This is a genomic window from Microcella daejeonensis, assembly GCF_026625045.1.
Taxonomy (GTDB): Bacteria; Actinomycetota; Actinomycetes; order Actinomycetales; family Microbacteriaceae; genus Microcella; species Microcella daejeonensis.
Window position 1 is genome coordinate 2350633 of sequence record NZ_CP113089.1, and the last position, 23086, is coordinate 2373718.

The 23086-nt window shown below is 72.3% G+C and carries 21 protein-coding genes; 15 read left to right on the plus strand and 6 right to left on the minus strand.

Going from position 1 to position 23086, the window contains the following annotated elements:
• Window positions 1-27 precede the first annotated feature (27 nt).
• The gene (locus tag OVN18_RS11365; RefSeq protein ID WP_267780889.1) at window positions 28-1530 is read right to left on the minus strand and encodes a leucyl aminopeptidase; all 1503 of its coding nucleotides are present in this window, start codon (window positions 1528-1530) and stop codon (window positions 28-30) included.
• A 127-nt stretch (window positions 1531-1657) separates the two neighbouring features.
• On the opposite strand from OVN18_RS11365, the gene OVN18_RS11370 reads away from it, so the two are divergent.
• From OVN18_RS11370 to murJ, 5 genes are all read left to right on the plus strand, one after another.
• Window positions 1658-2581, plus strand: coding sequence for a proteasome assembly chaperone family protein (locus OVN18_RS11370; protein WP_267780890.1), 924 nt, complete (start codon window positions 1658-1660; stop codon window positions 2579-2581).
• Window positions 2582-2622: 41 nt separating this feature from the next.
• On the plus strand, window positions 2623-3951 hold the full coding sequence (locus OVN18_RS11375; RefSeq protein ID WP_267780891.1) for an MFS transporter: 1329 nt from the start codon (window positions 2623-2625) through the stop codon (window positions 3949-3951).
• Window positions 3952-4112: 161 nt separating this feature from the next.
• Complete coding sequence (locus tag OVN18_RS11380) at window positions 4113-5450, plus strand: RNA polymerase sigma factor (RefSeq protein ID WP_267780893.1); 1338 nt, start codon at window positions 4113-4115, stop codon at window positions 5448-5450.
• 34 nt (window positions 5451-5484) lie between these two features.
• Complete coding sequence (locus OVN18_RS11385) at window positions 5485-6198, plus strand: coenzyme F420-0:L-glutamate ligase (protein ID WP_267737141.1); 714 nt, start codon at window positions 5485-5487, stop codon at window positions 6196-6198.
• A complete protein-coding gene (murJ, locus tag OVN18_RS11390) occupies window positions 6195-7787 on the plus strand; it encodes a murein biosynthesis integral membrane protein MurJ (RefSeq protein ID WP_267780894.1) in 1593 nt (530 codons plus the stop codon). Before OVN18_RS11385 ends, murJ begins: the two co-directional genes overlap by 4 nt.
• Window positions 7788-7798: 11 nt before the next feature.
• Here the strand turns inward: murJ and OVN18_RS11395 are convergent, their stop codons facing one another.
• Window positions 7799-8833, minus strand: coding sequence for a sugar-transfer associated ATP-grasp domain-containing protein (locus OVN18_RS11395; protein ID WP_267780896.1), 1035 nt, complete (start codon window positions 8831-8833; stop codon window positions 7799-7801).
• 131 nt (window positions 8834-8964) lie between these two features.
• On the opposite strand from OVN18_RS11395, the gene OVN18_RS11400 reads away from it, so the two are divergent.
• Genes OVN18_RS11400 through OVN18_RS11410 form a run of 3 tightly spaced genes read left to right on the plus strand, consistent with a single transcriptional unit; the run spans window position 8965 to window position 11800 of the window.
• Window positions 8965-9993, plus strand: a complete 1029-nt coding sequence (locus OVN18_RS11400) for a sugar-transfer associated ATP-grasp domain-containing protein (RefSeq protein WP_267780898.1) — start codon at window positions 8965-8967, stop codon at window positions 9991-9993.
• Window positions 9990-10697 (plus strand): alanine racemase C-terminal domain-containing protein, encoded by a 708-nt coding sequence (locus OVN18_RS11405; RefSeq protein ID WP_267780900.1) that lies wholly within the window; start codon window positions 9990-9992, stop codon window positions 10695-10697. The genes OVN18_RS11400 and OVN18_RS11405 overlap by 4 nt, the downstream gene beginning before the upstream one ends.
• Window positions 10694-11800, plus strand: a complete 1107-nt coding sequence (locus OVN18_RS11410) for an alanine racemase (RefSeq protein ID WP_267780901.1) — start codon at window positions 10694-10696, stop codon at window positions 11798-11800. The genes OVN18_RS11405 and OVN18_RS11410 overlap by 4 nt, the downstream gene beginning before the upstream one ends.
• Window positions 11801-11850: 50 nt before the next feature.
• On the opposite strand, the gene OVN18_RS11415 is transcribed toward OVN18_RS11410, so the two are convergent.
• Window positions 11851-12066 (minus strand): DUF7455 domain-containing protein, encoded by a 216-nt coding sequence (locus OVN18_RS11415; RefSeq protein WP_168915683.1) that lies wholly within the window; start codon window positions 12064-12066, stop codon window positions 11851-11853.
• A gap of 237 nt (window positions 12067-12303) precedes the next feature.
• On the opposite strand from OVN18_RS11415, the gene OVN18_RS11420 reads away from it, so the two are divergent.
• Together OVN18_RS11420 and OVN18_RS11425 are read left to right on the plus strand one after the other, a co-directional pair.
• Complete coding sequence (locus OVN18_RS11420) at window positions 12304-14388, plus strand: DNA gyrase/topoisomerase IV subunit B (RefSeq protein WP_267780902.1); 2085 nt, start codon at window positions 12304-12306, stop codon at window positions 14386-14388.
• Between the two features lie 7 nt (window positions 14389-14395).
• Window positions 14396-15112 carry an alpha/beta fold hydrolase gene (locus OVN18_RS11425; RefSeq protein WP_267780903.1) on the plus strand — a complete coding sequence of 239 codons (717 nt, stop codon included), beginning with the start codon at window positions 14396-14398 and terminating at the stop codon, window positions 15110-15112.
• 13 nt (window positions 15113-15125) lie between these two features.
• Here the strand turns inward: OVN18_RS11425 and OVN18_RS11430 are convergent, their stop codons facing one another.
• Entirely contained in the window at window positions 15126-17591 is a 2466-nt protein-coding gene (locus OVN18_RS11430) for a DNA gyrase/topoisomerase IV subunit A (RefSeq protein ID WP_267780904.1), read from the minus strand.
• A 12-nt stretch (window positions 17592-17603) separates the two neighbouring features.
• On the opposite strand from OVN18_RS11430, the gene OVN18_RS11435 reads away from it, so the two are divergent.
• Complete coding sequence (locus OVN18_RS11435; protein WP_267780906.1) at window positions 17604-18734, plus strand: alkaline phosphatase family protein; 1131 nt, start codon at window positions 17604-17606, stop codon at window positions 18732-18734.
• A 72-nt stretch (window positions 18735-18806) separates the two neighbouring features.
• On the opposite strand, the gene sepH is transcribed toward OVN18_RS11435, so the two are convergent.
• A complete protein-coding gene (gene sepH / locus OVN18_RS11440; protein ID WP_267780907.1) occupies window positions 18807-19898 on the minus strand; it encodes a septation protein SepH in 1092 nt (363 codons plus the stop codon).
• A gap of 216 nt (window positions 19899-20114) precedes the next feature.
• On the opposite strand from sepH, the gene OVN18_RS11445 reads away from it, so the two are divergent.
• Window positions 20115-20405 (plus strand): DUF4193 domain-containing protein, encoded by a 291-nt coding sequence (locus OVN18_RS11445; protein WP_168915687.1) that lies wholly within the window; start codon window positions 20115-20117, stop codon window positions 20403-20405.
• A gap of 80 nt (window positions 20406-20485) precedes the next feature.
• On the opposite strand, the gene OVN18_RS11450 is transcribed toward OVN18_RS11445, so the two are convergent.
• Complete coding sequence (locus OVN18_RS11450) at window positions 20486-20938, minus strand: DUF3093 domain-containing protein (protein ID WP_267780909.1); 453 nt, start codon at window positions 20936-20938, stop codon at window positions 20486-20488.
• Between the two features lie 33 nt (window positions 20939-20971).
• On the opposite strand from OVN18_RS11450, the gene dut reads away from it, so the two are divergent.
• From dut to OVN18_RS11465, 3 genes are read left to right on the plus strand one after another with little or no spacing between them, the layout of a single operon-like run.
• Complete coding sequence (gene dut, locus OVN18_RS11455) at window positions 20972-21439, plus strand: dUTP diphosphatase (RefSeq protein ID WP_267780910.1); 468 nt, start codon at window positions 20972-20974, stop codon at window positions 21437-21439.
• Window positions 21436-22101, plus strand: coding sequence for a DUF3710 domain-containing protein (locus tag OVN18_RS11460; protein WP_267737154.1), 666 nt, complete (start codon window positions 21436-21438; stop codon window positions 22099-22101). Before dut ends, OVN18_RS11460 begins: the two co-directional genes overlap by 4 nt.
• Window positions 22098-22868, plus strand: a complete 771-nt coding sequence (locus OVN18_RS11465) for a DUF3159 domain-containing protein (protein WP_267780911.1) — start codon at window positions 22098-22100, stop codon at window positions 22866-22868. The genes OVN18_RS11460 and OVN18_RS11465 overlap by 4 nt, the downstream gene beginning before the upstream one ends.
• The last annotated feature ends 218 nt before the right edge of the window (window positions 22869-23086 follow it).

Here is a 23086-nt window from a genome sequence, read left to right on the forward strand (position 1 = left end):
GGTTCCGCGCGCCAACAAGCGAGCCTACTACCGCTGCAGGCCCGCGTCGGCGAGTCCGCGCGCGAGCTCGACCAGCAGTCGCACGGTGACGCCCGAGGGGCCCTTGGGGGTGTGCCCGTACGCGGCCGTGCCGTTGTTGGCGGGACCGGCGATGTCGAGGTGGGCCCACGGGATGCGCGGCGCATCCTGAGCGTCCCCTGTGCGTCCGACGAACTCCTGCAGGAAGACGCCCGCGATGAGCATCCCCGCGGCGGTGTTGCCCGGCTTGGCGTTCGCGATGTCGGCGATCTCGCTGGAGATGATCGAGCGAAGGTCGGCGGGCAGCGGCATCGGCCAGACCAGCTCCCCGGTGGCCGCCGCGGCGTCCTGCACGCGGCGCACGAGGGCGTCGTCGCCCATGAGGCCCGCGTAGCGATCGCCCAGCGCGACCCGGGCCGCACCGGTGAGCGTGGCGACGTCGACGATCGCGTCGGGGTGCTCCTCGCTCGCGATCACCAGGCCGTCGGCGAGCACCAGGCGGCCCTCGGCGTCGGTGTTGAGCACCTCGACGGTCGTGCCGCCCCGGATCGTCAGCACGTCGTTGGGGCGCATGGCCGTCGACGACGGCAGGTTCTCGGCGAGGCAGAGCCAGGCGGTCACGCGGATGGGAAGGCCGAGCCGGGCGATGGCGAGCGTCACGCCGAGCACGGTGGCCGCGCCCGTCATGTCGTACTTCATGCCGACCATCGCTGCCGGCGGCTTGAGCGACAGCCCGCCGGAGTCGAAGGTGATGCCCTTGCCGACGAGGGCGAGGTGGCGCTCGGCGCCCTCGGGGGAGTAGCGCACCGCGACCAGCCGGGGCGGGCGCGAGGATCCCTGACCGACGCCGAGGATCCCGCCGAATCCGCCCTCCTGGAGCGCCGGCACGTCCCACTCCTGGATCTCCACCGGGAGGCCGTCTGCGAGCTCGTGCGCGTGCGCCGCGAAGCTGACCGGGTAGAGGTCGTTCGGCGGCGTGTTCACGAGATCGCGCACCGCGATGACGGCCTCCGCGACGGCCTCGGCGGTGGTCGCCGCCTCCGCGGCCCCGTCGACGGTCGTGCTGAGCAGGATGCTCGCGATGACGGGCTTCTGCTCGCCCGAGCGGTAGGTCGTGTAGCGGTACCCGCCCAGCGCCGCGCCCTCGAGCACGGCCTGCACCTCGGCGGCCTCCGACGTCGGGAGCGCGACCGAGAGCCGTTCGGCACCGGCCGCGGCGCGCGACGCCGAACCGGCGGCGCTGCGCAGGGTGTCGGCGGTCGGGGCCGATCCGAGCCCGACCAGCAGGACGGCGCCGGCGGCGACGCCCTCGGGCGCGGGGTGCCGGGCGGTCTCGTCGGCGGCGCCGGTGAGGCCCAGGGCGAGCAGCGCGGCGGCGAGGGGCGCGAGACGCGCGTCGTCCGCTCCGGCGAGGGCCGGGCCCTCGGGCGTCGAGAGCACGCCGACGACGAGCAGATCGGCCTCGAGATCGGCGGCGGGAGCGGACGTGACGGCGAGGGAGGGGCAGGTCATGGGCTCCATCGTAGGACGGGGGCTCGGGGGGTCGCGGAGCGCGCGCCGGGCATCCCGGATCGCCTGTTCGCTGTCGGCAGGTGCTCGGAGCACGGGTGCGCCCCCGGGGCCGATCTAGCATTGAGGCATGCGCGATCCCGAGAGCCTCTACCGCCTTCTGCCCGGCGATGACGAGGTCCCGCGCGGGCTGCCGCTCGTCGCGGGCCTGACCGGGTTCTCCGACGCGGGGGGCGCCGTCTCCCAGGTGTCCGCCTACCTCCTCGACGAGCTCGAGCACCGCGATCTCGCCGTCTTCGACAACGACGAGCTGCTGGACTGGCGCGCTCGTCGGCCCGTGATCGTCTTCGACGAGACCCGCATCACCGAGTTCCGCATGCCGTCACTGGCCCTGCGCCTGGCCGAGGACGAGCTCGGGGCGCCGTTCCTGCTGCTCACCGGCTACGAGCCCGACTTCCACTGGGAGGCCTTCGTCGCCGCCGTGCGGTCGCTCATCGATCGCTTCGAGGTCTCGGCGACGACGTGGATCCACGCCATCCCGATGCCGGTGCCGCACACGCGGCCGATCGGGGTGACCGTGAGCGGCAGCCGCGAGGACCTCATCGAGGCGCTCTCGATCTGGCGCCCGCGCACGCAGGCCCCCGGCAACGCGATGCACCTGCTCGAGCACCGGCTGCACGGCAGCGGGCATCCCGTCACCGGCTTCGTGCTGCTCGTGCCGCACTACCTCGCCGACACCGAGTTCCCCTCCGCCGCGGTGACCGCGCTCGAGAGCCTGACGGCCGCGACCGGTCTGCTGTTCCCGACCGACCGTCTGCGCGAGGAGGGCAGGGAGTTCCTCGCGAAGATCGACGACCAGGTCGAGGGCAACACCGAGCTCGCCCGCCTCGTCGGCACGCTCGAGGAGCGGCACGACTCCTACATGGAGGACAACCCGCTTCGCTCGCCGCTCACCGATGAGGACGGCGAGCTGCCCAGCGCCGACTCGATCGCCGCCGAGCTCGAGAACTTCCTCGCGGTTCGCCGCGCGACCGACGACGACCGCGAGCTCTGAGCCCGGCCGGCTCCTCCGCCGGCGCGCCCTAGGCTGATCGCGTGGATTCGCGCCGGGCCGTCGTCGTGCTCGTCATCGCCGGCGCTGCCTACATCACGGCGATCCTGCAGCGCACCTCGCTCAGCGTCGCGGGGGTCGTCGCCACCGACAGGTTCTCGGTCGACGCGACCGCGCTCTCCTCGCTCGCGGTGCTGCAGCTGCTCGTCTACGCCCTGCTGCAGATCCCCGTGGGCGTGCTCGTCGATCGCTTCGGGCCGCGCGCGCTGATCGGCATCGGGGCGATCGTCATGGCGTCGGGGCAGATCGTGCTCGCCGTCGCCCCCGACATCGGCATCGCCGTGCTCGGCCGCATCCTCGTCGGCGCGGGCGATGCCATGACCTTCATCTCGGTGCTCCGTCTTCTCGGGCACTGGTTCTCGCCCCGCCGCCTCCCGGTGCTCTCGCAGTGGGTGGGCACCCTCGGGCAGAGCGGGCAGCTGCTCTCCGCCGTCCCGCTGGGCGCCGTCCTCGCGACCGCGGGGTGGCAGCCGGCCTTCCTCGGCCTGGCCTCGATCTCGGTGGTGGTCGCCGCGGCCGTCCTGCTCGCGGTCCGCGACGCCCCTCCCGGTGCGGAGCGCGGACGCGCGGCGACGCTGCGCATCGCGCTGCGGCAATTGCGGGATGCCCTCCGCCGGCCGGGCACGCGCCTCGCCTTCTGGGCTCACGCCGTGACCGGCTCGCCCGGCACCGTGCTCGTCATGCTCTGGGGCTTCCCGGCGCTCTCGGTCGGGCTCGGGTACGGGCCGGCACTCGCGTCGGCGCTGCTGAGCATCGTGGTGGTGGCCGGAGCGCTCATCGGCCCGGTGATCGGGCTCCTGTCGGCGCGGTTCCCCTACCGGCGCTCCAGCATCGTGCTCGGCATCGTCGCCGTCATGGGCGCGGCATGGGCGGTCGTGCTCCTCTGGCCCGACCGCCCGCCGCTCGCGGCGATCGTGGTGCTCCTCGTGGTGATCGCGGTGGGCGGCCCCGGGTCGCTCATCGGGTTCGACTTCGCCCGCACCTTCAACCCGGGGCCGAGCCAGGGGGCCGCCTCGGGGTTCGTCAACGTCGGCGGCTTCTCGATCTCGGTGGTGCTGCTCCTGGGCATCGGTCTCGTCCTCGACGCCCTGAGCCCCGGAGCCGAGCCCGCGGCGCTGTACGCGTGGGAGAACTGGCGGCCGGCCTTCGCGCTGCAGTTCCCCGTCATCGCCGCCGCGCTCATCCCGCTCCTCATCGCCCGGCGCCGGACGCGGCGGCGTCTGCAGGAGGAGGAGGGCATCGCGGTCGCCCCGCTCTGGGTGGCGATCGTGCGCCGCCGCCGTGCACGCCGCTCTCGCAAACCTGTGCGATAATTGAGGTTCACGACCCGGTCGGACGCCCCGCCCGCACCGCTCTCATCCAGAGCGCGCGAGCACAGCGACTTGACATGGGTCGTTGTTCTGCCCGGAGGCCGCGCCGCCGGAGATGCACCGCCCGGAGGCTCCGACTCCGGATGATCGCGAAAGAGGGTTCCATGGCCACCCGAACCACCACCGACGCCCCCGCGTCGACCGAGACCGAGGCGCCCACGAGCGCCGCCCCCGCGGCCAAGGCCGCCCCCGCCAAGAGAGCGCCGGCGAAGAAGCCGGCAGCAGCGGCCAAGGCCGCGCCCGCCAAGGCTCCGGCCGCGAAGTCCCCCGTCAAGAAGACCGCGACGAAGAAGGCCGCGAGCCCCGCCGACGCGGCCGAGGGCGACGCCGACGAGGACGACGCCGAGCCGGTCGTGCTCGAGGCCGCCGTGGCGACCGCCGAGGAGGGCGCCGAGACCGACGACGCCGACGAGGACGACGACGATGAGAAGGATGCCGCCGCCGCCGGCCCGCTGCCCACGGGCGCCATCGTGCTCAACAACTCCGACGACGACGAGGTGCCGGTCTACTCGCAGACCATCACCGGCGCCACCGCCGACCCGGTCAAGGACTACCTGAAGCAGATCGGCAAGGTGCCCCTCCTCAACGCCGCGGAGGAGGTCGAGCTCGCCATGCGCATCGAGGCCGGCCTCTTCGCCGAGGAGAAGCTCGGGTCGATGACCGACAAGGAGAAGCGGACGCAGCTCGGCCGCGAGCTCTCCTGGGTGGCCAAGGACGGCCAGCGCGCCAAGAACCACCTGCTCGGCGCCAACCTCCGCCTCGTCGTCTCGCTCGCGAAGCGCTACACCGGTCGCGGCATGCAGTTCCTCGACCTCATCCAGGAGGGCAACCTCGGCCTCATCCGTGCGGTCGAGAAGTTCGACTACACCAAGGGCTTCAAGTTCTCCACGTACGCCACGTGGTGGATCCGCCAGGCGATCACGCGCGCGATGGCCGACCAGGCGCGTACGATCCGCATCCCGGTGCACATGGTCGAGGTCATCAACAAGCTCGCCCGCGTCCAGCGGCAGATGCTGCAGGATCTCGGTCGCGAGCCCACGCCCGAGGAGCTGAGCCGCGAGCTCGACATGACCCCCGAGAAGGTCATCGAGGTGCAGAAGTACGGCCGCGAGCCCATCTCGCTGCACACGCCGCTCGGCGAGGACGGCGACAGCGAGTTCGGCGACCTCATCGAGGACACCGAGGCCGTCGTGCCCGCCGACGCCGTCGGCTTCACGATGCTGCAGAAGCAGCTCGAGAGCCTCCTCGACTCGCTCTCGGAGCGCGAGGCGGGGGTTATCCGCATGCGATTCGGACTCGGCGACGGCATGCCGAAGACCTTGGACCAGATCGGCGATACCTTCGGGGTGACCCGCGAGCGGATCCGCCAGATCGAGTCCAAGACGATGGCGAAGCTGCGGCACCCCTCGCGGTCGCAGGCGTTGCGCGACTACCTCGAGTAGCCCGCCGCACCGCATCCAGCGACAGGAGACCCGCATGACCGCCACCCCCAGTGCCGCGACCCCCAACGAGGGCAAGACCCTCGCGGTCGAGATCGACGGCCGGCGCTTCTCGCGCATCCCGCTCCGCACCCACGTGGTGACGGCCGACGACGACATCGTCGAGGTCGTCACCCGGTACACGGCGGGGCAGCTGCAGGAGGGCGACCTGCTCTTCGTGACGGAGAAGATCGTCGCGATCTCGCAGGGCCGCTCCTTCCCGATGGAGGACATCGAGCCGCGCCGGCTCGCGACCTTCCTGTCGAAGTACGTGACGAAGACCTCGTTCGGCATCGGCCTGGGCATCCCGGAGACGATGGAGATGGCGCTCCGCGAGTGCGGCACCCCCCGCATCCTCTTCGCCGCCGGCGTCTCCGCCGTCACGAAGCTGTTCGGCCGCACGGGCGACTTCTACCGCGTCGCCGGGCCCAAGGCCCGCGGCATCGACGGTCCGACCGCGCACACCATCCCGCCCTACAACCAGCAGGTCGTGCTCGTGCCCGAGAACCCGCGCGGCGTCGCCGCCGAGCTGCAGAGGGCGCTGCCGGTGGCGGTCGACGTGGCGGTGGTCGACATCAACGACCTCGGCGGCAACATCCTCGGCTCGACGGTCTCCGCCGAGCGCGAGCGCCAGCTGGTGCGCATCCTCAAGGACAACCCGCTCGGTCAGGGCCACGAGAGCACGCCGCTCGGCATCGTCCGCCCCGCATGAGCCTCGCGCGCTCCAGCGCGGTCATCGCCGTCGGCACCCTGGCCTCGCGCGCCAGCGGTCTGCTGCGCACCGTCGTGCTCGTCGCGGCGATCGGTGCGATCGGGCAGGCGAGCGACGCCTTCGCGACGGCGAACCAGCTCCCCAACGCGCTGCTCATGGTCATCTCCACGGGCCTGCTCACCGGCGTGATCGTGCCCCACGTCGTGGCGGTGAGCGCGCAGCCGGACGGCGGGCGCGCCGTGCTGCCGAAGCTGCTGACGATGGGGGTCGTGCTGCTGCTCGCGATCACCGTGGTCGCCACCCTCCTCGCCCCCGCGCTCGTGGTCCTCTTCGCGGCGAAGTTCAGCCCCGAGCAGCAGGCGCTCGCGACGGCCTTCGCCTACTGGTGCCTGCCTCAGTTGTTCTTCTACGGCATGTTCGCCCTCATGGGCGAGACGCTCAACGCGCGCGGCATCTTCGCCCCGTACGCCTGGGCGCCGATCGTCAACAACGTCGTCTCGATCGCCGGGTTCGCGGTCGTGATCGCGATCTTCGGAGCCGATCGCACCGATCTGGACCAGTGGGGGCCCGCGGGCATCGCCGCCCTCGCCGGCACGGCCACGCTCGGCATCATCGCGCAGACCCTGCTGCTGCTGGCCTTCTGGCGCCGCACGGGGGTGCCGCTGCGATTCGACTTCCAGTGGCGAGGCATGGGGCTGCGCGGGCTGGGTCTCCGGGCCGGCTGGACGTTCGCGACCATGCTCATCGGCCTCTCGGCGGGCATCGTGCAGCAGCAGCAGATCTCGGAGGTCTCCGGGGACGACGCCTCCGTGTTCGTCTGGCAGAACGCCTGGCTGGTGTACATGCTCCCGTACTCGCTCATCGTGCTCTCGATCGGAACCCCGTACTTCACGCGCATCAGCGAGCACGCCACCGCGGAGCGGCACGAGGAGCTGCGCGCCGACGTCGATCGCGCGATCCGTGTGCTGGGGCTCTTCATCGTCGTGGCGGCCGCGGCCGTGATCGCGGCGGCGGCCCCGGCGGCGCGCATCTTCACGAACAACACCGCGGACGCCCTCGCCTCCGCGCCGGTGCTCATCGCCTTCCTGTTCGCGCTCACCCCCATGGCCGTGCTCTTCGTCGTGCAGCGCACCTTCTACGCGTACGGCGACACCCGCACCCCGTTCTGGTTCACGCTCGTCCAGGGCTCCCTCGTGGTGGTGCTGACCTTCGTCGCGGTCGCCCTCGCCAGCGATGCGACGCTCACCGCCGCGGTCGCCGCGGGCCAGACGATCGCGGGCATCGCCCAGCTGGCGCTCGCCTCCTGGCTGCTGCGACGCCGCATCGGCCCCTTCGGTCTCGGGCGGGCGCTCGGGGCGCTGGGCCGCTTCGCGGTCGCCGCACTCCCGGCCGGCGCGGCGGGCTACGGCGTCTACCTTCTCAGCGGGGGTGCGAACGGGTGGATGCTCGCCGACAAGCTCTTCGGGGCGCTGGGAACGCTCGTCATCGGCCTGGTGGCCGTCCTCGTCTACGTCGCCGTCCTCGCGGTGCTCCGCGTGCCCGAGCTGCGACTCGGCATCGGACTGCTGCGCAGCCGCTTCGGTCGCTGACCGCTCGCGTCTCAGCGGCGCCGGTCGAGCACGCCCGGCCCGACGGCGTCGCGATAGCGATCGAGCAGTCCGGTGCGGATGCCCGAGGCCGAGGGCTTCATCTGGAACACGCTCGAGTTGTGGTTCGCCTCGATGAGCGCGGGTCCGTCAGGGGTGATCGCGATGTCCCATCCGACGTAGGGCACGGTCGGGAGCCGGCGCGAGGCCTCGTCGATCATGGCGAGCACCGCGTGGTACTCCGGCACGGCGAAGCCGGGGATGGCCACCCCGGTCACCGGATGGGTGGCGTAGATGTTCGACTGCTTGTCGACCCCGGGCCAGCGGGCCACGCCGTGCTCGTCGAGCATCGTGAACATGCCGCCCCCGGCGAAGTTGTCGATGACACCGCCGTTGCCGATCCGCAGTACGGCGGCGATGACGACGAGCTCGCCGTCGGGCTTGCGGTAGGTGATCATCCGCACGGTGTTGACGCTGCCCGGGTAGAGAGCGGCCATCGCGGGGTGCTGCGGGATGACCTCCTCGATGAGGCTCTGCCCCCGATCGATGATCGACTGCCGCCATGAGGCGACGTCGGCGATCTCATCGGTCGTGTAGATGCTGATGCCGGCGCCGCCCTCCCCGTGAGGGGGCTTGGCCAGCACGCGGGGATGCCGCGCGAGGAAGGCCGCGACCTCGGCCGCGTCGGCGTCGGCGACGTCCAGCCACTCCCGACGGATCATGTCGGCGAAGTCGCGGTAGAACCGCGGCTTGTCACCGAGGATCGCGCGCGAGTCGGGGCCGTTGAGGGTCGTGTTGAGGCGGAAGGCCTTCGGATGGGTCATCCACGTCGCGCGCTCCTTCGCCGACAGCGAGCGGATGTCCCACACCGCGTAGTCGCGGAAGGCCATCTCGTAGCGCACCGAGCACCACAGCATGTCGGCGACGATGACCGGCAGGGGGGCGCGCGAGATGCGCTTCGCCTGCCGCGCGCACTCCATCAGATTGGTGGGGTTGAGACGCACGGCGCGCTCGGCCAGATAGCGGAGACGGAGACCGGATTGACGCATCCGATCACGCTACACGCTCCGCCGCGCCCGGCCTCCGGGCCGGCGCCGCGATAGTCTGGCCACTCGCCGTCGGCCCCGGAGCGCGCTCGCTCGCCCGGCCGACGACCCGTGGGAAAGGCGCACGATCAGTCATGGCAGTCTCTCTGCGCGCGCGAGCGCGCTACCTCGCGAAGCGGGCCCGATCCTTCCGCCTCGGGCGCGTCTGGGGCTTCGCCACCCAGATCTCGAAGGAGCAGGGCAAGCACCCCGTGCCGGTGCTCATCGACATGCTCTACTCCGCGGCCTTCCGCGACACGGCCTACCTCGACTACTACGAGGCCGATTTCGCTCTTCTGACGCGGGCCGAGCGGGCGACCTTCATGACCTCGCTGCTGCAGCATCATCTGGCCGAGGCGCTCAACGACCGCGAGGCCGCGAAGACCTTCGAGAACAAGATCGCGTTCAACACCGCCTTCGCCGAGTTCCTGCACCGCGAGTGGATCGATCTGAGCACCGCGGGCGTCGACGGGCTGCGCTCCTTCGCCGAGCGCCATCCCGTGATCATCGCCAAGGTGCCGGTGAGCCGGGAGGGCAAGGGCGTCTTCCGCTACGACACGGCCGAGGTCTCCGAGTGGACGGCGTTCCACGCCGACCTCGTGAGCAAGGGCCAGGTGCTCATCGAGCAGCCCATCGTGCAGCATCCCTACCTCGCGAAGTACTGCGCGGGTACCGTGAACACCACGCGCATCACCACCTACTTCGACGGCGAGACGGTGCGCCCGCTCGTGATCGCGCAGAAGTTCGGGCGCGGCGCCGTGAGCGACCAATTCACCTGGGGCGGCTTCTTCACGATGCTCGATGAGAACGGCCGCGCGGTCGGTCCCGGCCACACCGGCCGCCACGTCAGCCGGTACGAGACGCACCCCGATTCGGGGGAGTCGATCGTCGACTTCCAACTCCCGTTGTGGGACGAGGCGCTCGCCATGCTCGACGAGGCCGCGCGCCGCATCCCCGCCGTGCCCTACGTGGGCTGGGACGTCGCGATCGGTCCCGACGGTCCCGTGCTCCTCGAGGGCAACTGGACCCCGGGCCTCTACGAGACCCGCGTGAGCGCCACCGGCATCCGGCACGGTACGCGCCCGCTCCACGATCGGGCGTTCCGCGACGTCGGGACGCGATGAGCGCACGGCCGGTGGGGCAGGCGCCCGGTCTGCTCGCGGCACCGGTGCTGCGCGTCTCGCCGGCTGCGCTGCGGGCGAACGCGGCGGTGCTCGTCGGGCGCGATCCGGGCGCGACGGCCGATCTGCGACGGGATGCCCGTGGCCACGGCCTCGCGCGCGTCGGCCGGGTGTTGGCCGAGGCCGGCCTGCGGCGCGCCGTGCTCGACCCCCGCGACCTCGAGGCGGCGCACGCCCTCGGTCTGGAGCCGGCCGAGCCGCCCGCGACCCTCGACCTCGACCTCCTGCTCGGCCTCCCCGGGGCGGGCGGGGCGCCCGTGAGCACGCTCGTATCGGCTGTCGCGACGACGAAGATCCTGCGGGCGGGGGAGGGCGTCTCGTACGGCCTCATCCATCGCGCGCTGAACGACACGCGCGTCGCGCTCGTGCCGGGCGGCTACAGCCACGGCATCGTGCGCGCGCTCGGCAATGCCGCCGAGGTCGCGATCGGCGGGCGTCGCCATCCGATCGTGGGGCGCATCGCGATGGACGTCATGGTGGTCGATGTCGGTGACGCCGACGTCGAGCCGGGCGCGCCGGTGGTGCTGCTGGGCGATGCGCGGCGCGAGGAGCCGACCCTCGTCGACTGGGCCCGCATCACGGGACTCTCGGCCGCCGAGCTGCTCACGGCGGTCGCCCTGCGATGCGCGATGGAGGACGACGGATGACCGAGCTGCTCGGCGGCGGGGCGGACCAGCCGTCGCCCGCTCTCGTGATCGATCACGCCGCGCTGATCGACAACCTCCGGGCGGTGCGCGCCCGAGTGGCCCCCGCGGAGCTGATCCTCGTCGTGAAGGACGATGCGTACGGCCAGGGTCTCGCGCCGATCGTCGCCACGGCGGTCGCCGAGGGCATCACCTGGTTCGGCGTCTCCGACCTCGGCACCGCTCTCGAGGTGCGCGAACTCGCCGGGCGGACCGCGCGCGTTCTCGCCTGGCCCGCAGGAGCGTCCGACGGAGTCGACCGCGCCGTCCGAGCGTCCATCGATCTCGGCGTCGGCGACGCCGCTCTTCTCGAGACCGTCGCCGCGGAGGCCCGGGCGGCGGGGGCGGTCGCGCGCATCCACCTCAAGATCGACACGGGTCTGCACCGCAACGGGTTCCGTCCCGAGGACTGGGCCGAGACGGTGCACCGTGCGCGCGTGCTCGAGCAGAGCGGCTTCCTGCGCGTGGTGGGGGTGTGGAGCCACATCGCCGAGGCCAGCGACGCCGAGGACGACGCCGCTCGAGCGCTCTTCGACGCCGCCGTCGAGCAGCTCGAGGCGGCCGGCATGCGGCTGGAGCTGCGCCACCTCGCCGCCAGCGCCGCGGCGTTCGCCCGCCCGGAGTTCCGCTACGACGCGGTGCGCATCGGCGCCTTCTGCTACGGCGTTCGCTCCGCCGAGGGGCCCGGCGCGGGCTCGCTGGGTCTGCGACCCGTCGCCACGCTGCAGGGCACGGTGATCGCGGTGCACGACGAGACGGTGACGGTCGCGCTCGGCTCGCTCGACGGCGTGCCCTCGACGCTCGCCGGGCGCGTCGCCGTCGGCACGCCCGCAGGGCCGCGCGAGCTCCTCCGCGTCGACGCCGACTCCCTCGCGGTCCTCGGGTGGCCGGGGGCCGCGGTCGGCGACGTCATCGCGGTGTTCGGTTCCGGGATGCTCGGCGAGCGCTCCGCCACGACCCTCGCCGAGGCGATCGGCACCATCGGCGAGGAGATCCTGCTGCGCGTGTCGCCGCGCATCCCTCGTCTCCACCGCGGCACCGCACCCGTCGCGAGCCCGGAGCGTTAACGCCGAGAACCCGGCGCGATGGCCGGGTTCTCGGGGTGGATCGTGCTGCCTCAGTCGTGGAGCCTGCTCGACTCGTCGTGCCAGGCCAGAGCCTGACCGGAGAGCTTCTCGCGGAACTTCGTCCCGTGGTGCGCGCAGAACAGGAGCTCGCCGGTGGCGAGGGTGACGCGCACGTACGCCTGGGCTCCGCAGCTGTCGCAACGGTCGGCCACGGTGAGCGGCTGGGCGGTGACGATCTCGGGGCTCTCGCTGGTGAGTTGCGTCATGGGTTTTCCCTCGCTTCCTTGATCGTCAGCAAATCCTGCTGACCTGTATTCGAACACACCCGACCGAGCGATCGGTGCCAATCGCACGGTGATTTCGCTGACCGCGGAAGCCGTGCGCCCGGCGGGGCCCCCACCCGCGTGGGAGAGGGCCGCGCAGGGTGCGCCCGAATAGGCTGTCGGGGGCCCCGGCGAGGGCCGCTGCATCCGTTCATCACCGACGCACCAAGGCGGTTCTCCGTGGCCCAGTCCGACTACAACGCCCATCACCTCTCGGTCCTCGAGGGCTTGGAGGCGGTGCGCAAGCGACCCGGCATGTACATCGGGTCCACCGACTCGCGGGGCCTCATGCACTGCCTGTGGGAGATCATCGACAACTCGGTCGACGAGGCGCTGGGCGGGCACGGGTCGAGCATCGACGTCGTGCTGCACGCCGACGGGAGCGTCGAGGTGCGCGACCGCGCCCGCGGCATCCCGGTCGACATCGAGCCGAAGACCGGGCTCTCGGGCGTCGAGGTCGTCTTCACCAAGCTGCACGCCGGCGGCAAGTTCGGTTCCGGCTCGTACGCCGCGTCCGGCGGTCTGCACGGCGTCGGCGCCTCGGTCGTCAACGCGCTCTCGGAGCGCCTCGACGTCGAGGTCGACCGCAATGGGCGAACCTGGGCGATGTCCTTCCACCGCGGCGAGCCGGGGATCTTCGACGACGGGCCCGACGGCCCCCGCCCCGACGCACCCTTCACGCCCTTCGTCTCCAACAGCGTCCTGCGGGAGACGGGCAAGGTGTCGAAGGCGACGACCGGCACGCGCATCCGCTACTGGGCCGATCCGCAGATCTTCACGCGCGGCGCCGCCTTCCAGACCGAGGACCTCGTCGGGCGCGCCCGGCAGACCGCCTTCCTCGTGCCGGGTCTCTCGATCTCCATCGCCGACGAGCGCGGTCCGGATGCGCCCAGCACCGAGACCTTCCAGTACGCGGGCGGCATCAGCGAGTACGCGGAGTTCCTCGCGGCCGACGCCCCCATCACCGACACCTGGCGCATCCAGGGCACGGGCACCTTCACCGAGACCGTGCCGGTGCTGCAGGCCAACGGGCACATGGTGCCCACGGAGCTCGAGCGCGAGTGCGTCGTCGACATCGCTCTGCGCTGGGGGACGGGCTACGAGACGGTCGTGAAGAGCTACGTCAACATCATCGCGACCCCGAAGGGCGGCACCCACCAGGCGGGGTTCGAGCAAGGACTGCTGCGCTTCCTGCGTGCGGAGGTCGAGAAGAACTCCCGACGGCTCAAGATCGGCTCGGACAAGCTCGAGAAGGACGACGTGCTGGCCGGCCTCACGGCCGTGCTCACGGTGCGCATCCCCGAGCCACAGTTCGAGGGCCAGACGAAGGAGATCCTCGGAACGCCCGGAGCGCGCTCGATCGTCGCCTCGGTGCTCTCGAGCGCGCTGAAGGAGCGGTTCGCCTCTCCCAAGCGCGACGACAAGGCGCAGACCTCCCTGCTGCTCGACAAGGTCGTCTCCGAGATGAAGAGCCGCATCTCGGCGCGCGCCCACAAGGAGACCCAGCGGCGCAAGAACGCGCTCGAGAGCTCCTCCCTGCCCGCCAAGCTCGTCGACTGCCGCTCCAACGACGTCGAGAACAGCGAGCTGTTCATCGTGGAGGGCGACAGCGCGCTCGGCACGGCGAAGCTCGGGCGCGACAGCGAGTACCAGGCGCTGCTGCCGATCCGCGGCAAGATCCTCAACGTGCAGAAGGCCTCGGTGAGCGACATGCTCTCGAACGCCGAGTGCGCCTCGATCATCCAGGTGATCGGCGCCGGCTCCGGCCGCACCTTCGATCTCGCGCAGGCGCGCTACGGCAAGGTCATCATCATGGCCGACGCCGACGTCGACGGCGCCCACATCCGCACGCTCCTGCTGACCCTCTTCTTCCGCTACATGCGGCCCATGATCGACGAGGGACGCGTGTTCGCCGCGGTGCCCCCGCTGCATCGCGTCGTCGTCATGAACCCCGGCTCGAAGCCCAACGAGACGATCTACACCTACAGCGAGAAGGAGCTGCAGGGCGTGCTCGCAGCGCTGAAGAAGGCGGGCAAGCGGTACCAGGATCCGATCCAGCGCTACAAGGGCCTCGGCGAGATGGATGCCGACCAGCTGGCCGACACGACGATGAGCCGCCAGCACCGCACCCTCCGTCGCGTGCGCGTCAGCGATGCGGAGATGTCGTCGAAGGTCTTCGAGCTGCTCATGGGCAACGAGGTCGCCCCCCGCAAGGACTTCATCATCGCCGGGCAGGGCCTCGACCGCGACCGAATCGACGTCTAGGCCCCGAATGGATGCCCCGCGCGCGGTCTTCGTCCACGGCACGGGCCTGGCCGGGGCCGCCGCGTGGCCGCGGCAGCGCGACGACGCACGGTTGCGCGGATCGATGTACCTCACGCGCCCCGGCTACGGCGGAGCGGAGGCTCCGCGCGCGACCGACTGGGGCATGGAGCGCGACGCCGTGCTCGCCGCGGTCGGATCGGGGGCGCATCTCGTCGCGTTCTCGTACGGGGGACTCGCCGCGCTGCTGGCGGCGGCGCAGCATCCCGATCGGATCCGCACGATGTGCCTCATCGAGCCTCCCGCGTTCTCGCTCGCCCGTGGGGAGCCCGGCGTCGAGGCGCACGTCGCCGCGGTCGCACCCGTGCTCGAGCGACGAGGCGAACTGGGGCCCTCGGAGTTCGTCGTCGCCCTGCTGCGCGCATTCGGCCAGACGGATCCGGTTGCGCCGCAGACGGAGGAGGAGCTGCGCAGCGCGGAGATCTCACGGCTCACCGCGGCACCGTGGGAGGCCCCCCTGAGCGCGGATGCCGTTCGTGAGGTGCCCACGCTCGTGCTCACGGGCGGGTGGAACCGCGAGTACGACGAAGCCGCGGCCGCGCTCGCCCGCGCGGGCGCGACGCATCGAGAGCTGCCCGGTGCCGGGCACCGCGTGCAGGACCACCCGGCCTTCACCGAGATGCTCCTCGACCTCTGGCAGGAGTACTCGGCGGGTCGCCGGGGCTGACCGCCGGGACGGCTCAGGCGATCGGCATGCCGATCGAGCCGATGACGGCCTCGAGCGGCGTGCCCGAGCCGTCGCGGCGCGCGCCGCCCTCGGGCAGCGTGCGCGCCGCGCCGTCGGGCCCGACCGCGAGCGGGGAGGCGCCGACCCAGGCGAGCTGCAGCACGTCCTCGCCCTTGAGGAACGCGTGGCAGCGCACGCCGCCCGTCGCCCGCCCCTTGCCGGGGAACTCGGAGAAGTCGCTGACCTTGGCGCGACCGGGGTCGGTGCCCGCGATGGTCTGGGTCGATCCCGACACCGTGACGACGGTCGCCGAGCTCGGGTCGACGACCGAGAAGTGCACCACGCGGGCCCCGGTGCCGAGCTTGATGCCGGCCATGCCGCCCGCCGGCATCCCCTGCGGTCGCACCTGATCGGCGGCGAAGTGCAGGAGCTGCGCCTCGGAGGTGACGAATACGAGCTCGCGGTCATCGGGGGCGGGAGCCGCGCCGACCACCTCGTCGCCGGCCTTGAGGCCGATGACCTCGCCCTCGGGCTTCGGCGGGTACGCCGCGGGGGTGACGCGCTTGACGATGCCGTCGCGCGTGCCGAGGGCGAGCGGGGCGGGATCGGCCGGGTCGACGATCGCCACGATCGTCTCGGCGGCGTCGGTGAGCCCGATGTAGTCGCGCAGGCGCGTGCCGGCGGCGAGCTGCATCGAGTTCGCCGGCACGCCCGGCAGCCCCACGGGGGTGAAGCGCACGAAGCGCCCGCGCGAGGTGATCGCCACGAGATCGCCGCGGGCCGTGGTGTCGACCGCGCACAGGATGGCGTCGTGCTTGCTGCGGCGCGCGGGGGGCGTGAGAGGGGCATCCTCGCTGAGATCGACGCGCACGGCGCGACCGGTCGTCGAGAGCAGAACCCGGCAGGGGGAGTCGGCGATCTCGAGAACCGGTGCCGCGCCCCGGGAGCGCGGTGCGGCGATCGAGGCGCTCGCCTCGGTCAGCAGCGTGCGGCGCGGGGTTCCGAAGCGCTCGGCCGTCGCCTCGAGCTCGTCGCCGACGACGGTGCGCACGCGCTGCGGGTCGGCGAGGAGCGTCTCGAGCTCGGCGATCTCGGCGCGCAGCTGGTCGCGCTCGGCCTCGAGCTCGATGCGGCTGAAGCGGGTGAGCCGGCGCAGTCGCAGCTCGAGGATGTAGTCGCTCTGCAGGGTCGAGAGGTCGAAGACGCTCATGAGCTTCTGGCGGGCCTGGTCGGCGTCGTCGGAGGCCCGGATGACCTGGATGACCTCGTCGATGTCGAGGATGGCGACGAGCAGGCCCTCCACGAGGTGCAGCCGCTCGCGTCGACGATCGAGGCGGTAGCGGCTGCGGCGCGTGACGACGCGGATGCGGTGGTCGACGTAGACCTGGAGCAGATCCCGCAGGCCGAGCGTCTGCGGTCGACCGTCGACGAGGGCCACGGCGTTGATCGAGAAGCCGTCCTCGAGGGGCGTGTACCGGTAGAGCTGCTCGAGCACGGCATCCGGGCTGAAGCCCGTTTTGATGCCGATGACCAGGCGCAGACCGTGCGTGCGGTCGGTGAGGTCGGTGACGTCGCTGATGCCGGCGAGCTTCTTCGACTGCACGCCGTCCTTGATCTTCTCGATCACCTTCTCGGGCCCGACGAGGTAGGGGAGCTCGGTGACGACGATGCCGGTCTTGCGCGCGGTGATCGGCTCGATGGAGAGCTTCGCGCGGGTCTTGAACGAGCCGCGACCGGTCGCGTAGGCGTCCTTGATGCCGTCGAGGCCGATGATCGTGCCGCCGGTGGGCAGGTCGGGGCCCGGCACGTAGGCCATGAGCTCCTCGAGCGTTGCACCCGGGTTGTCGAGCAGGTGCCGCGCGGCGCCCACGACCTCGATGAGGTTGTGCGGAGCCATGTTCGTCGCCATGCCGACGGCGATGCCGCTGGCGCCGTTGACCAGCAGGGCGGGGAACGCGGCGGGCAGCACCTCCGGCTGCAGCAGCTGGTTGTCGTAGTTGGGCACGAAATCGACGACGTCCTCGCCGAGGTCGTCGACCATCGCCATCGCGGGGGCGGCCATGCGCGCCTCGGTGTAGCGGGCCGCGGCGGGGCCGTCGTCGAGCGAGCCGAAGTTGCCGTGCCCGTCGACGAGGGGCACGCGCAGCGTGAAGTCCTGCGCCAGGCGCACGAGGGCGTCGTAGATGGCGGTGTCGCCGTGCGGGTGCAGCTTGCCCATGACCTCGCCGACGACGCGCGCCGACTTCACGTGGCCGCGGTCGGGGCGCAGCCCCATCTCGCTCATCATGTAGAGGATGCGGCGCTGCACGGGCTTGAGGCCGTCGCGCGCATCGGGCAGAGCGCGGGAGTAGATGACCGAGTACGCGTACTCGAGGAACGAGCCCTGCATCTCATCGGTGAGATCGACGTCGTCGATGCGTTCGCCGAGGGGCTCGTCGGTACCGGCAGGGGACGATCGGGGCGCAGGAGGGGGAGTCATAGGATGGCCCCCATGCTACCGGCGAGGCAGGCGCAGACCCCGTCACTGCGGCACGTGCTCGCGGGCGCGTCGGCCTCGCTGTCGGGCGGGGATCCGCTGCTCCGGCTGCCGCGGGCGCGGAGCGCGGCCGTGGTGCTCGTCGACGGTCTCGGCTCGGCGCCGCTCGCGGCGCGCGCGGGGCATGCGCGGCGCATCCTCGCGGCCGTGCCGAAGAAGGGCGGGAGCATCCATTCGGGGTTCCCCTCCACCACGGCCTCCGCGCTCGCCAGTCTCACGACGGGCCTGCTGCCGGGCGAGCACGGCCTCACCGGGTACAGCGCGGTGGATGCCCGGCACGACCGCGTCGTCACCGTGCTCTCCGACTGGGACGAGCGCATGCAGCCGCGCGATTGGCAGCCGCACCCCACGCTCTTCGAGACCGCGACCGCGGAGGGCGTCGAGGCGGCCGTCATCGCGCCGGAGCGCTACCGCTCGACCGGCTTCACCGAGGCGGTGCTGCGCGGGGCCCGGTTCGTCCCGGCCGCGACCATCGCCGATCGCATCGACGCGGCGGTCGGCGAGCTCGCCGCGCCGGGCCGCCGGCTCGTCTACGTCTACATCCCCGAGCTCGACTCCGCGGGGCACGCGCACGGCGCCGCCTCGGAGCAGTGGCTCCACCGCCTGGAGGAGCTGGATGCCGCGCTCGCGCCCCTCGAGCGCCGACTGCCGCACGACGCCGGCGTGCTGCTCACCGCCGACCACGGCATGATCGACGTCCCCGAGCACCGACGGCTCGTGATCGCCGCCGACGACCCGGTGTGGGAGGGCGTGCGTCACGTCGCGGGGGAGCCGCGGTGCCTGCAGCTCGCGCTGGAGGGCGATGCCGACCTCGAGGCCGCGCGCGCCCGCTGGGAGGCGGCGGAGGGCTCCCGCTCCTGGGTGGTGACCCGTCAGGAGGCGATCGATGCGGGATGGTTCGGTGCAGTGAGCGCCGAGGTGCTGCCCCGCATCGGCGACCTGCTCATCGCCGCGCGGTCGGCCGTCGCGTACTACGACGAGCGCACGGCGACACCGCGCTCGCTCGCGATGGTGGGCCAGCACGGCTCGCTCTCCGCGGAGGAGACGCGCATCCCGCTGGCGCGCTGGGGCGTCTACGCCCCCTGATGCGCCGCCCCTCGCCGCGAGGGCGACCTCACCGGGATGAGGCGTCCGGGCTGAGACCGGTACCGCGTCGGCTCAGGCCGGGTCCTCGTCGGGCCGGGCGCCGAACACGATCTCGTCCCAGCTCGGCATCGCGGCACGGCCGCGACGGTTCGCGGTCTTGGCCGTCGCCTCGCCCGAGTCGAAGGGGCTGATCGACCGCGGGGCGGGCAGATCCTCCTCCTCGGGCTCGGCCGCGGAGTCGGCGGGCACGTCGAGCGGGATGTCGATGATGCGGATGCTCCCGGTCGACGGGTGCGCCGCCCGCGACGCCTCGCGGTCGTCCTGCGGGGCGGCCTCGCGCTCGCCGCGACGGCGACGCAGCGCCTCCAGCAGGTCGGCGGTGTTGGACACGTCCGCAGTCGTCTCCTCATCGGGGGCCGTGCGCACGCCGGGGCGCGCGGGCGCGATTGAGATCGGTGCGGCCGGCGAGGAGGGGGCGGAAGCGGGGGCGACGGCCACGGGCGCCTCGCCCAGGTCGTCCGAGAGCAGGAAGGCGCCGCTGTCGAACCGCGTGCGGTCGTCGGCGTCGCTCGCCGATACGGCGCGCAGGCGGGGGATGAGCGTGGTGGGCGTCTCGCTCTGCTGCGACAGCGACTGGGCCTCGTGATTGGAGGGGACGAGCGCCGACTTCTTCGGCTCGAAGGTCCACCGGGCCTCGCGCTCCGTCTCGCCCTCCAGGAACGAGACGGTTACGAGCCAGTGCTGCTCGAGCTTGCGGCTCGCCCAGCGCACGGCCGTCGCGGAGACGTCGTCGAGGCGCGAGTCGATGATCGCGCCGAAGGTGTGGGCGCCGACGCCGGACTCCGTGTCGGCGGCGACGGCGACGGGAACGCTCCGGGCCGCGGTGACGACGTACTCGCGCTCGGCGAGCACGGGGCCCTCGAATCGCTGGATGTACTCCAGGGGCTCCCCGGTGCGCTCGACGACCTCGGCCGCCGTCAGACCCGAGCGGATGAGGGTCTGCACCTCGCGCGGCGAGACTCGGTGCGCGGCGGCGGCCGCCGGCCGGTTCTGCCGGAGGGCGGTGTGCAGCGCCTCGGTGATGGGCACGCGGTAGCGTGCGCCGTCGGCCGAGACGACGATCAGGGCGCCGTTCTCGGCTCCGATGGCGGTGAGTTCGTCCATGACGAGACCCTCTCGTTCGCGGTGGTCGGGCACAGCATCCCACGCCGTCGGCCCGTAGCCCGGGAATAGCGCGGGCGTGCCGCGAGTTGGCGCTCGAGCACGGTCGACATGAGGGTTCTGAGACGGTTTGCGTTTCGAAGGGCCTTCCTGCAAACTGTGGCCGCCGCCCGCGGCCCTCAGCGATTTCTCCCCCGGATTTCCCCCAGAACGGACACCATGGCTACCGATTACGACGCACCCCGCAAGACCGACGAGGACACCGACTCGATCCAGGCCTTGCAGGAGCGCGTGCCCGACAAGATGTCGGGCGTCGTCGACGCCGAGGACGCCGACAACCCGGGCTTCGAGCTCGGCGGCGCCGACCTCGCCGACCTCGACCTCGACGTCGTCGTGCTGCCGCCGCAGGCCGACGAGTTCACCTGCGTCAGCTGCTTCCTCGTGAAGCACCGCTCGCAGCTCGACCACGAGGAGAAGCTCGGGGCCGTCTGCCGCGAGTGCGCCGCCTGACCCTCCTCCTCGACTACACGGCCGTCGCCCTCTGATCGGGGCGGCGGCCGTCGTCGTCAGAGGGCCTCCCGCGGGTCGGCTCAGGTCGTCGCGGCCGCGCGCTCCGCGCGCAGCGCCGCCACGAAGTCCTCGGGCCGCCGGGTCGACAGCAGCCAGTACGGCGCGGGGTCGTCCGGGTCGAGCACCGCGATGCGCACCACCGGTTCGACCCAGCCGCGCAGCATGAGCCAGGCGCGAGCATCCCCGCCCGGGCCCTTCTCGTGCCGGGCGTCGTCGCCGCGTGCCACGATCGCCTCGCCGGTGAGGGCGACGGGGATGCTCGCTCGGCCCGCGCGGAGCATCCCGTCGCCCACCACGATCTCGGGCGCCGAGGTCAGGAGCAGCACCACGCTGCCCGCCGCGAGCACGATCGCGACGATGCCGCCCACGATCAGGTCGATGGGGGAGAAGACGAGCAGGGTGGCGGGGATGACGAGGGCGATGACGCCGTACATCCAGGCGGAGGGCCACAGTCGCTCGCGATAGCTCGTCATGCCCCCTATTCGACCATGCACTAGCCTCGTGCCGTGCCGAACGACGTCGAGGTCCTCATCGCGGGCGACCGGGTTCCGGTCTACGCCCACCCCGGCGATGCGGGAGCCGATCTGCTCGCGGCGGAGGCGGTCGTCATCCCCCCGGGGGAGCGGGCGACGATCGGCACCGGCACCGCCATCGCGCTGCCCGACGGCTGCGTCGCGTTCATCGTCCCCCGCAGCGGGCTCGCGGCCCGGCACGGCATCACGATCGTCAACAGCCCGGGGACCGTCGACGCCGGCTACCGGGGCGAGATCCGGGTCACGCTTCTCAACACCGACGCGCGCGAGCCCTTCGAGGTGCGCGTTGGCGACCGCATCGCCCAGATGATCGTGCAGGAGGTGCTGCGCGCCCGGTTCGTCCCCGTCGAGAGCCTGCCCGGCAGCCACCGCGGTGAGCAGGGCTTCGGCTCGACGGGCTACCGTGGACGAGCCGCATCGACTGAAGGAGCACCCGAGTGACCGACACGAGCCTGACCGACGGGCCCCTGCCCGACGACGCGAAGTCGGCGCCGGAGGATCGCGAGACCGCCGGGCCGCTCGACGAGGCCGAGGCCAACGCCGTGCGCCCCTACGTCGACCTCGGCGGCGTCAAGATCGTGCCGCGGCCCGACCTCCAGCTGCGGCTCGAGGTCGAGGAGGGCTCGAAGCGGGTCATCGCCGTCGGCATCGACTACGCCGGCTCCACCCTCCAGGTGCAGCCCTTCGCCGCTCCGCGCTCGAGCGGGCTGTGGCACGAGGTGCGCGGTCAGATCACGGAGCAGATCAAGAAGCAGGGCGGCGAGACCACCGAGCGCGACGGCGCGTTCGGCCCCGAGATCATCGCGCGCATCCCCGTCGCCGGCGGAGAGCCGGGCGCGACGCGCATCGCGCGCTTCATCGGTGTCGACGGGCCGCGCTGGTTCCTCCGCGGCGTCGTGGCGGGCCAGGGCGCGATCGATGCCGACGCCGCGCAGCAGATCGACGACGTCTTCCGCAGCATCGTGGTCGTCCGCGGGCAGACCCCCATGCCGCCCCGCGACCTCATCCCGCTGACCGTCCCCGCGGGCGCGACGCAGTCGGCGGCCGGCCCCGGTGCCACCGGGCAGGCCGGTGCCGCCGCCCCCTCCGCATCGCAGGCATGAGCACCGAGGGTCCCGACGACGGGGCGCGGCCGACCGGAGCCGAGCGCCCGAGCGATGACGCGCCCGCGACGGGCGCCGCGTCCTCCGCTGAGCAGGCACCCTCCGTGACGGATGCCCTCTCCGAGGCCGCGCGCAAATCGGCCTTCGCCCGCGTCGCACCCGGTGAGCGCCCTACGGCCGCCGACCTCTGGGCCGCCGTCGGCGGGGTGCGCGGGCTCGTGGAGTCGCTGCTTCCGGGCTTCCTCTTCCTCGTGGTGTTCGCGATCACGCAGGAGGTCACGCCCTCGGTGCTCGTCCCCGTGGGCATCGCCGTCCTCTTCGTCGTGGTGCGGGCCGTCACCCGCTCGCCGATCCTGCCCGCGGTCGTCGGGCTCGTCGGCATCGCGCTCTCGGCAGGGCTCGCCCTCGCCACGGGCCGCGCGGAGGAGAACTTCCTCCTCGGCTTCGTCATCAACGCCGTCTGGATCACCGCCCTGCTCGTGAGCCTCGCCGTGCGCCGTCCGCTGATCGGCGTCATCACCGCACTGCTGACCGGCGACGCCGAGTGGCGGGCCGACAGCGCGAAGCGCACCGTGCTCACCGTCACGACGTGGCTCTGGGTGGGTCTGTTCGCCCTCCGGCTCGGCGTGCAGGTGCCGCTCTACCTCGCCGAGCAGGCGACGGCCCTCGCCGCCACCAAGCTGCTCATGGGGGTGCCGCTCTACGCGGCGGTGCTCTGGGTGACCTGGCTCATGGTGCGCTCGGTCTACGCCCGCCGGGTCGACTGAGTCTTTCGCGGCGGCTCGGGCGGGCATCCCTCACCGCTCTCGACCGGGTGTCGACGCCGCGCCCGTGACCGCCGGTGCTACCATGAAGTATCTCGACATCAAGATAAATTTCCGGGCTCACCGCTCGCGATGTCGCACCGAATCGCCCCCTGGGGCGAGCGCGCCCCGGCGGCTAGGCTGACCGGTGGTCGGTGCGCGGATGCCCGGCAGATCTCAAG

Excerpts from the sequence above, each read along its gene's own strand:
- OVN18_RS11385 (WP_267737141.1), top strand. The coding sequence starts at position 5,485 with ATGACCGCCACCCCCAGTGCCGCGACCCCCAACGAGGGCAAGACCCTC.
- OVN18_RS11405 (WP_267780900.1), top strand. The coding sequence starts at position 9,990 with ATGAGCGCACGGCCGGTGGGGCAGGCGCCCGGTCTGCTCGCGGCACCG.
- OVN18_RS11395 (WP_267780896.1), bottom strand. The coding sequence starts at position 8,833 with ATGCGTCAATCCGGTCTCCGTCTCCGCTATCTGGCCGAGCGCGCCGTG.
- OVN18_RS11410 (WP_267780901.1), top strand. The coding sequence starts at position 10,694 with ATGACCGAGCTGCTCGGCGGCGGGGCGGACCAGCCGTCGCCCGCTCTC.
- OVN18_RS11425 (WP_267780903.1), top strand. The coding sequence starts at position 14,396 with ATGGATGCCCCGCGCGCGGTCTTCGTCCACGGCACGGGCCTGGCCGGG.
- OVN18_RS11450 (WP_267780909.1), bottom strand. The coding sequence starts at position 20,938 with ATGACGAGCTATCGCGAGCGACTGTGGCCCTCCGCCTGGATGTACGGC.
- OVN18_RS11400 (WP_267780898.1), top strand. The coding sequence starts at position 8,965 with ATGGCAGTCTCTCTGCGCGCGCGAGCGCGCTACCTCGCGAAGCGGGCC.
- OVN18_RS11415 (WP_168915683.1), bottom strand. The coding sequence starts at position 12,066 with ATGACGCAACTCACCAGCGAGAGCCCCGAGATCGTCACCGCCCAGCCG.
- OVN18_RS11435 (WP_267780906.1), top strand. The coding sequence starts at position 17,604 with ATGCTACCGGCGAGGCAGGCGCAGACCCCGTCACTGCGGCACGTGCTC.
- OVN18_RS11370 (WP_267780890.1), top strand. The coding sequence starts at position 1,658 with ATGCGCGATCCCGAGAGCCTCTACCGCCTTCTGCCCGGCGATGACGAG.
- OVN18_RS11365 (WP_267780889.1), bottom strand. The coding sequence starts at position 1,530 with ATGACCTGCCCCTCCCTCGCCGTCACGTCCGCTCCCGCCGCCGATCTC.
- murJ (WP_267780894.1), top strand. The coding sequence starts at position 6,195 with ATGAGCCTCGCGCGCTCCAGCGCGGTCATCGCCGTCGGCACCCTGGCC.
- OVN18_RS11380 (WP_267780893.1), top strand. The coding sequence starts at position 4,113 with ATGGCCACCCGAACCACCACCGACGCCCCCGCGTCGACCGAGACCGAG.
- OVN18_RS11465 (WP_267780911.1), top strand. The coding sequence starts at position 22,098 with ATGAGCACCGAGGGTCCCGACGACGGGGCGCGGCCGACCGGAGCCGAG.
- sepH (WP_267780907.1), bottom strand. The coding sequence starts at position 19,898 with ATGGACGAACTCACCGCCATCGGAGCCGAGAACGGCGCCCTGATCGTC.
- OVN18_RS11430 (WP_267780904.1), bottom strand. The coding sequence starts at position 17,591 with ATGACTCCCCCTCCTGCGCCCCGATCGTCCCCTGCCGGTACCGACGAG.
- OVN18_RS11445 (WP_168915687.1), top strand. The coding sequence starts at position 20,115 with ATGGCTACCGATTACGACGCACCCCGCAAGACCGACGAGGACACCGAC.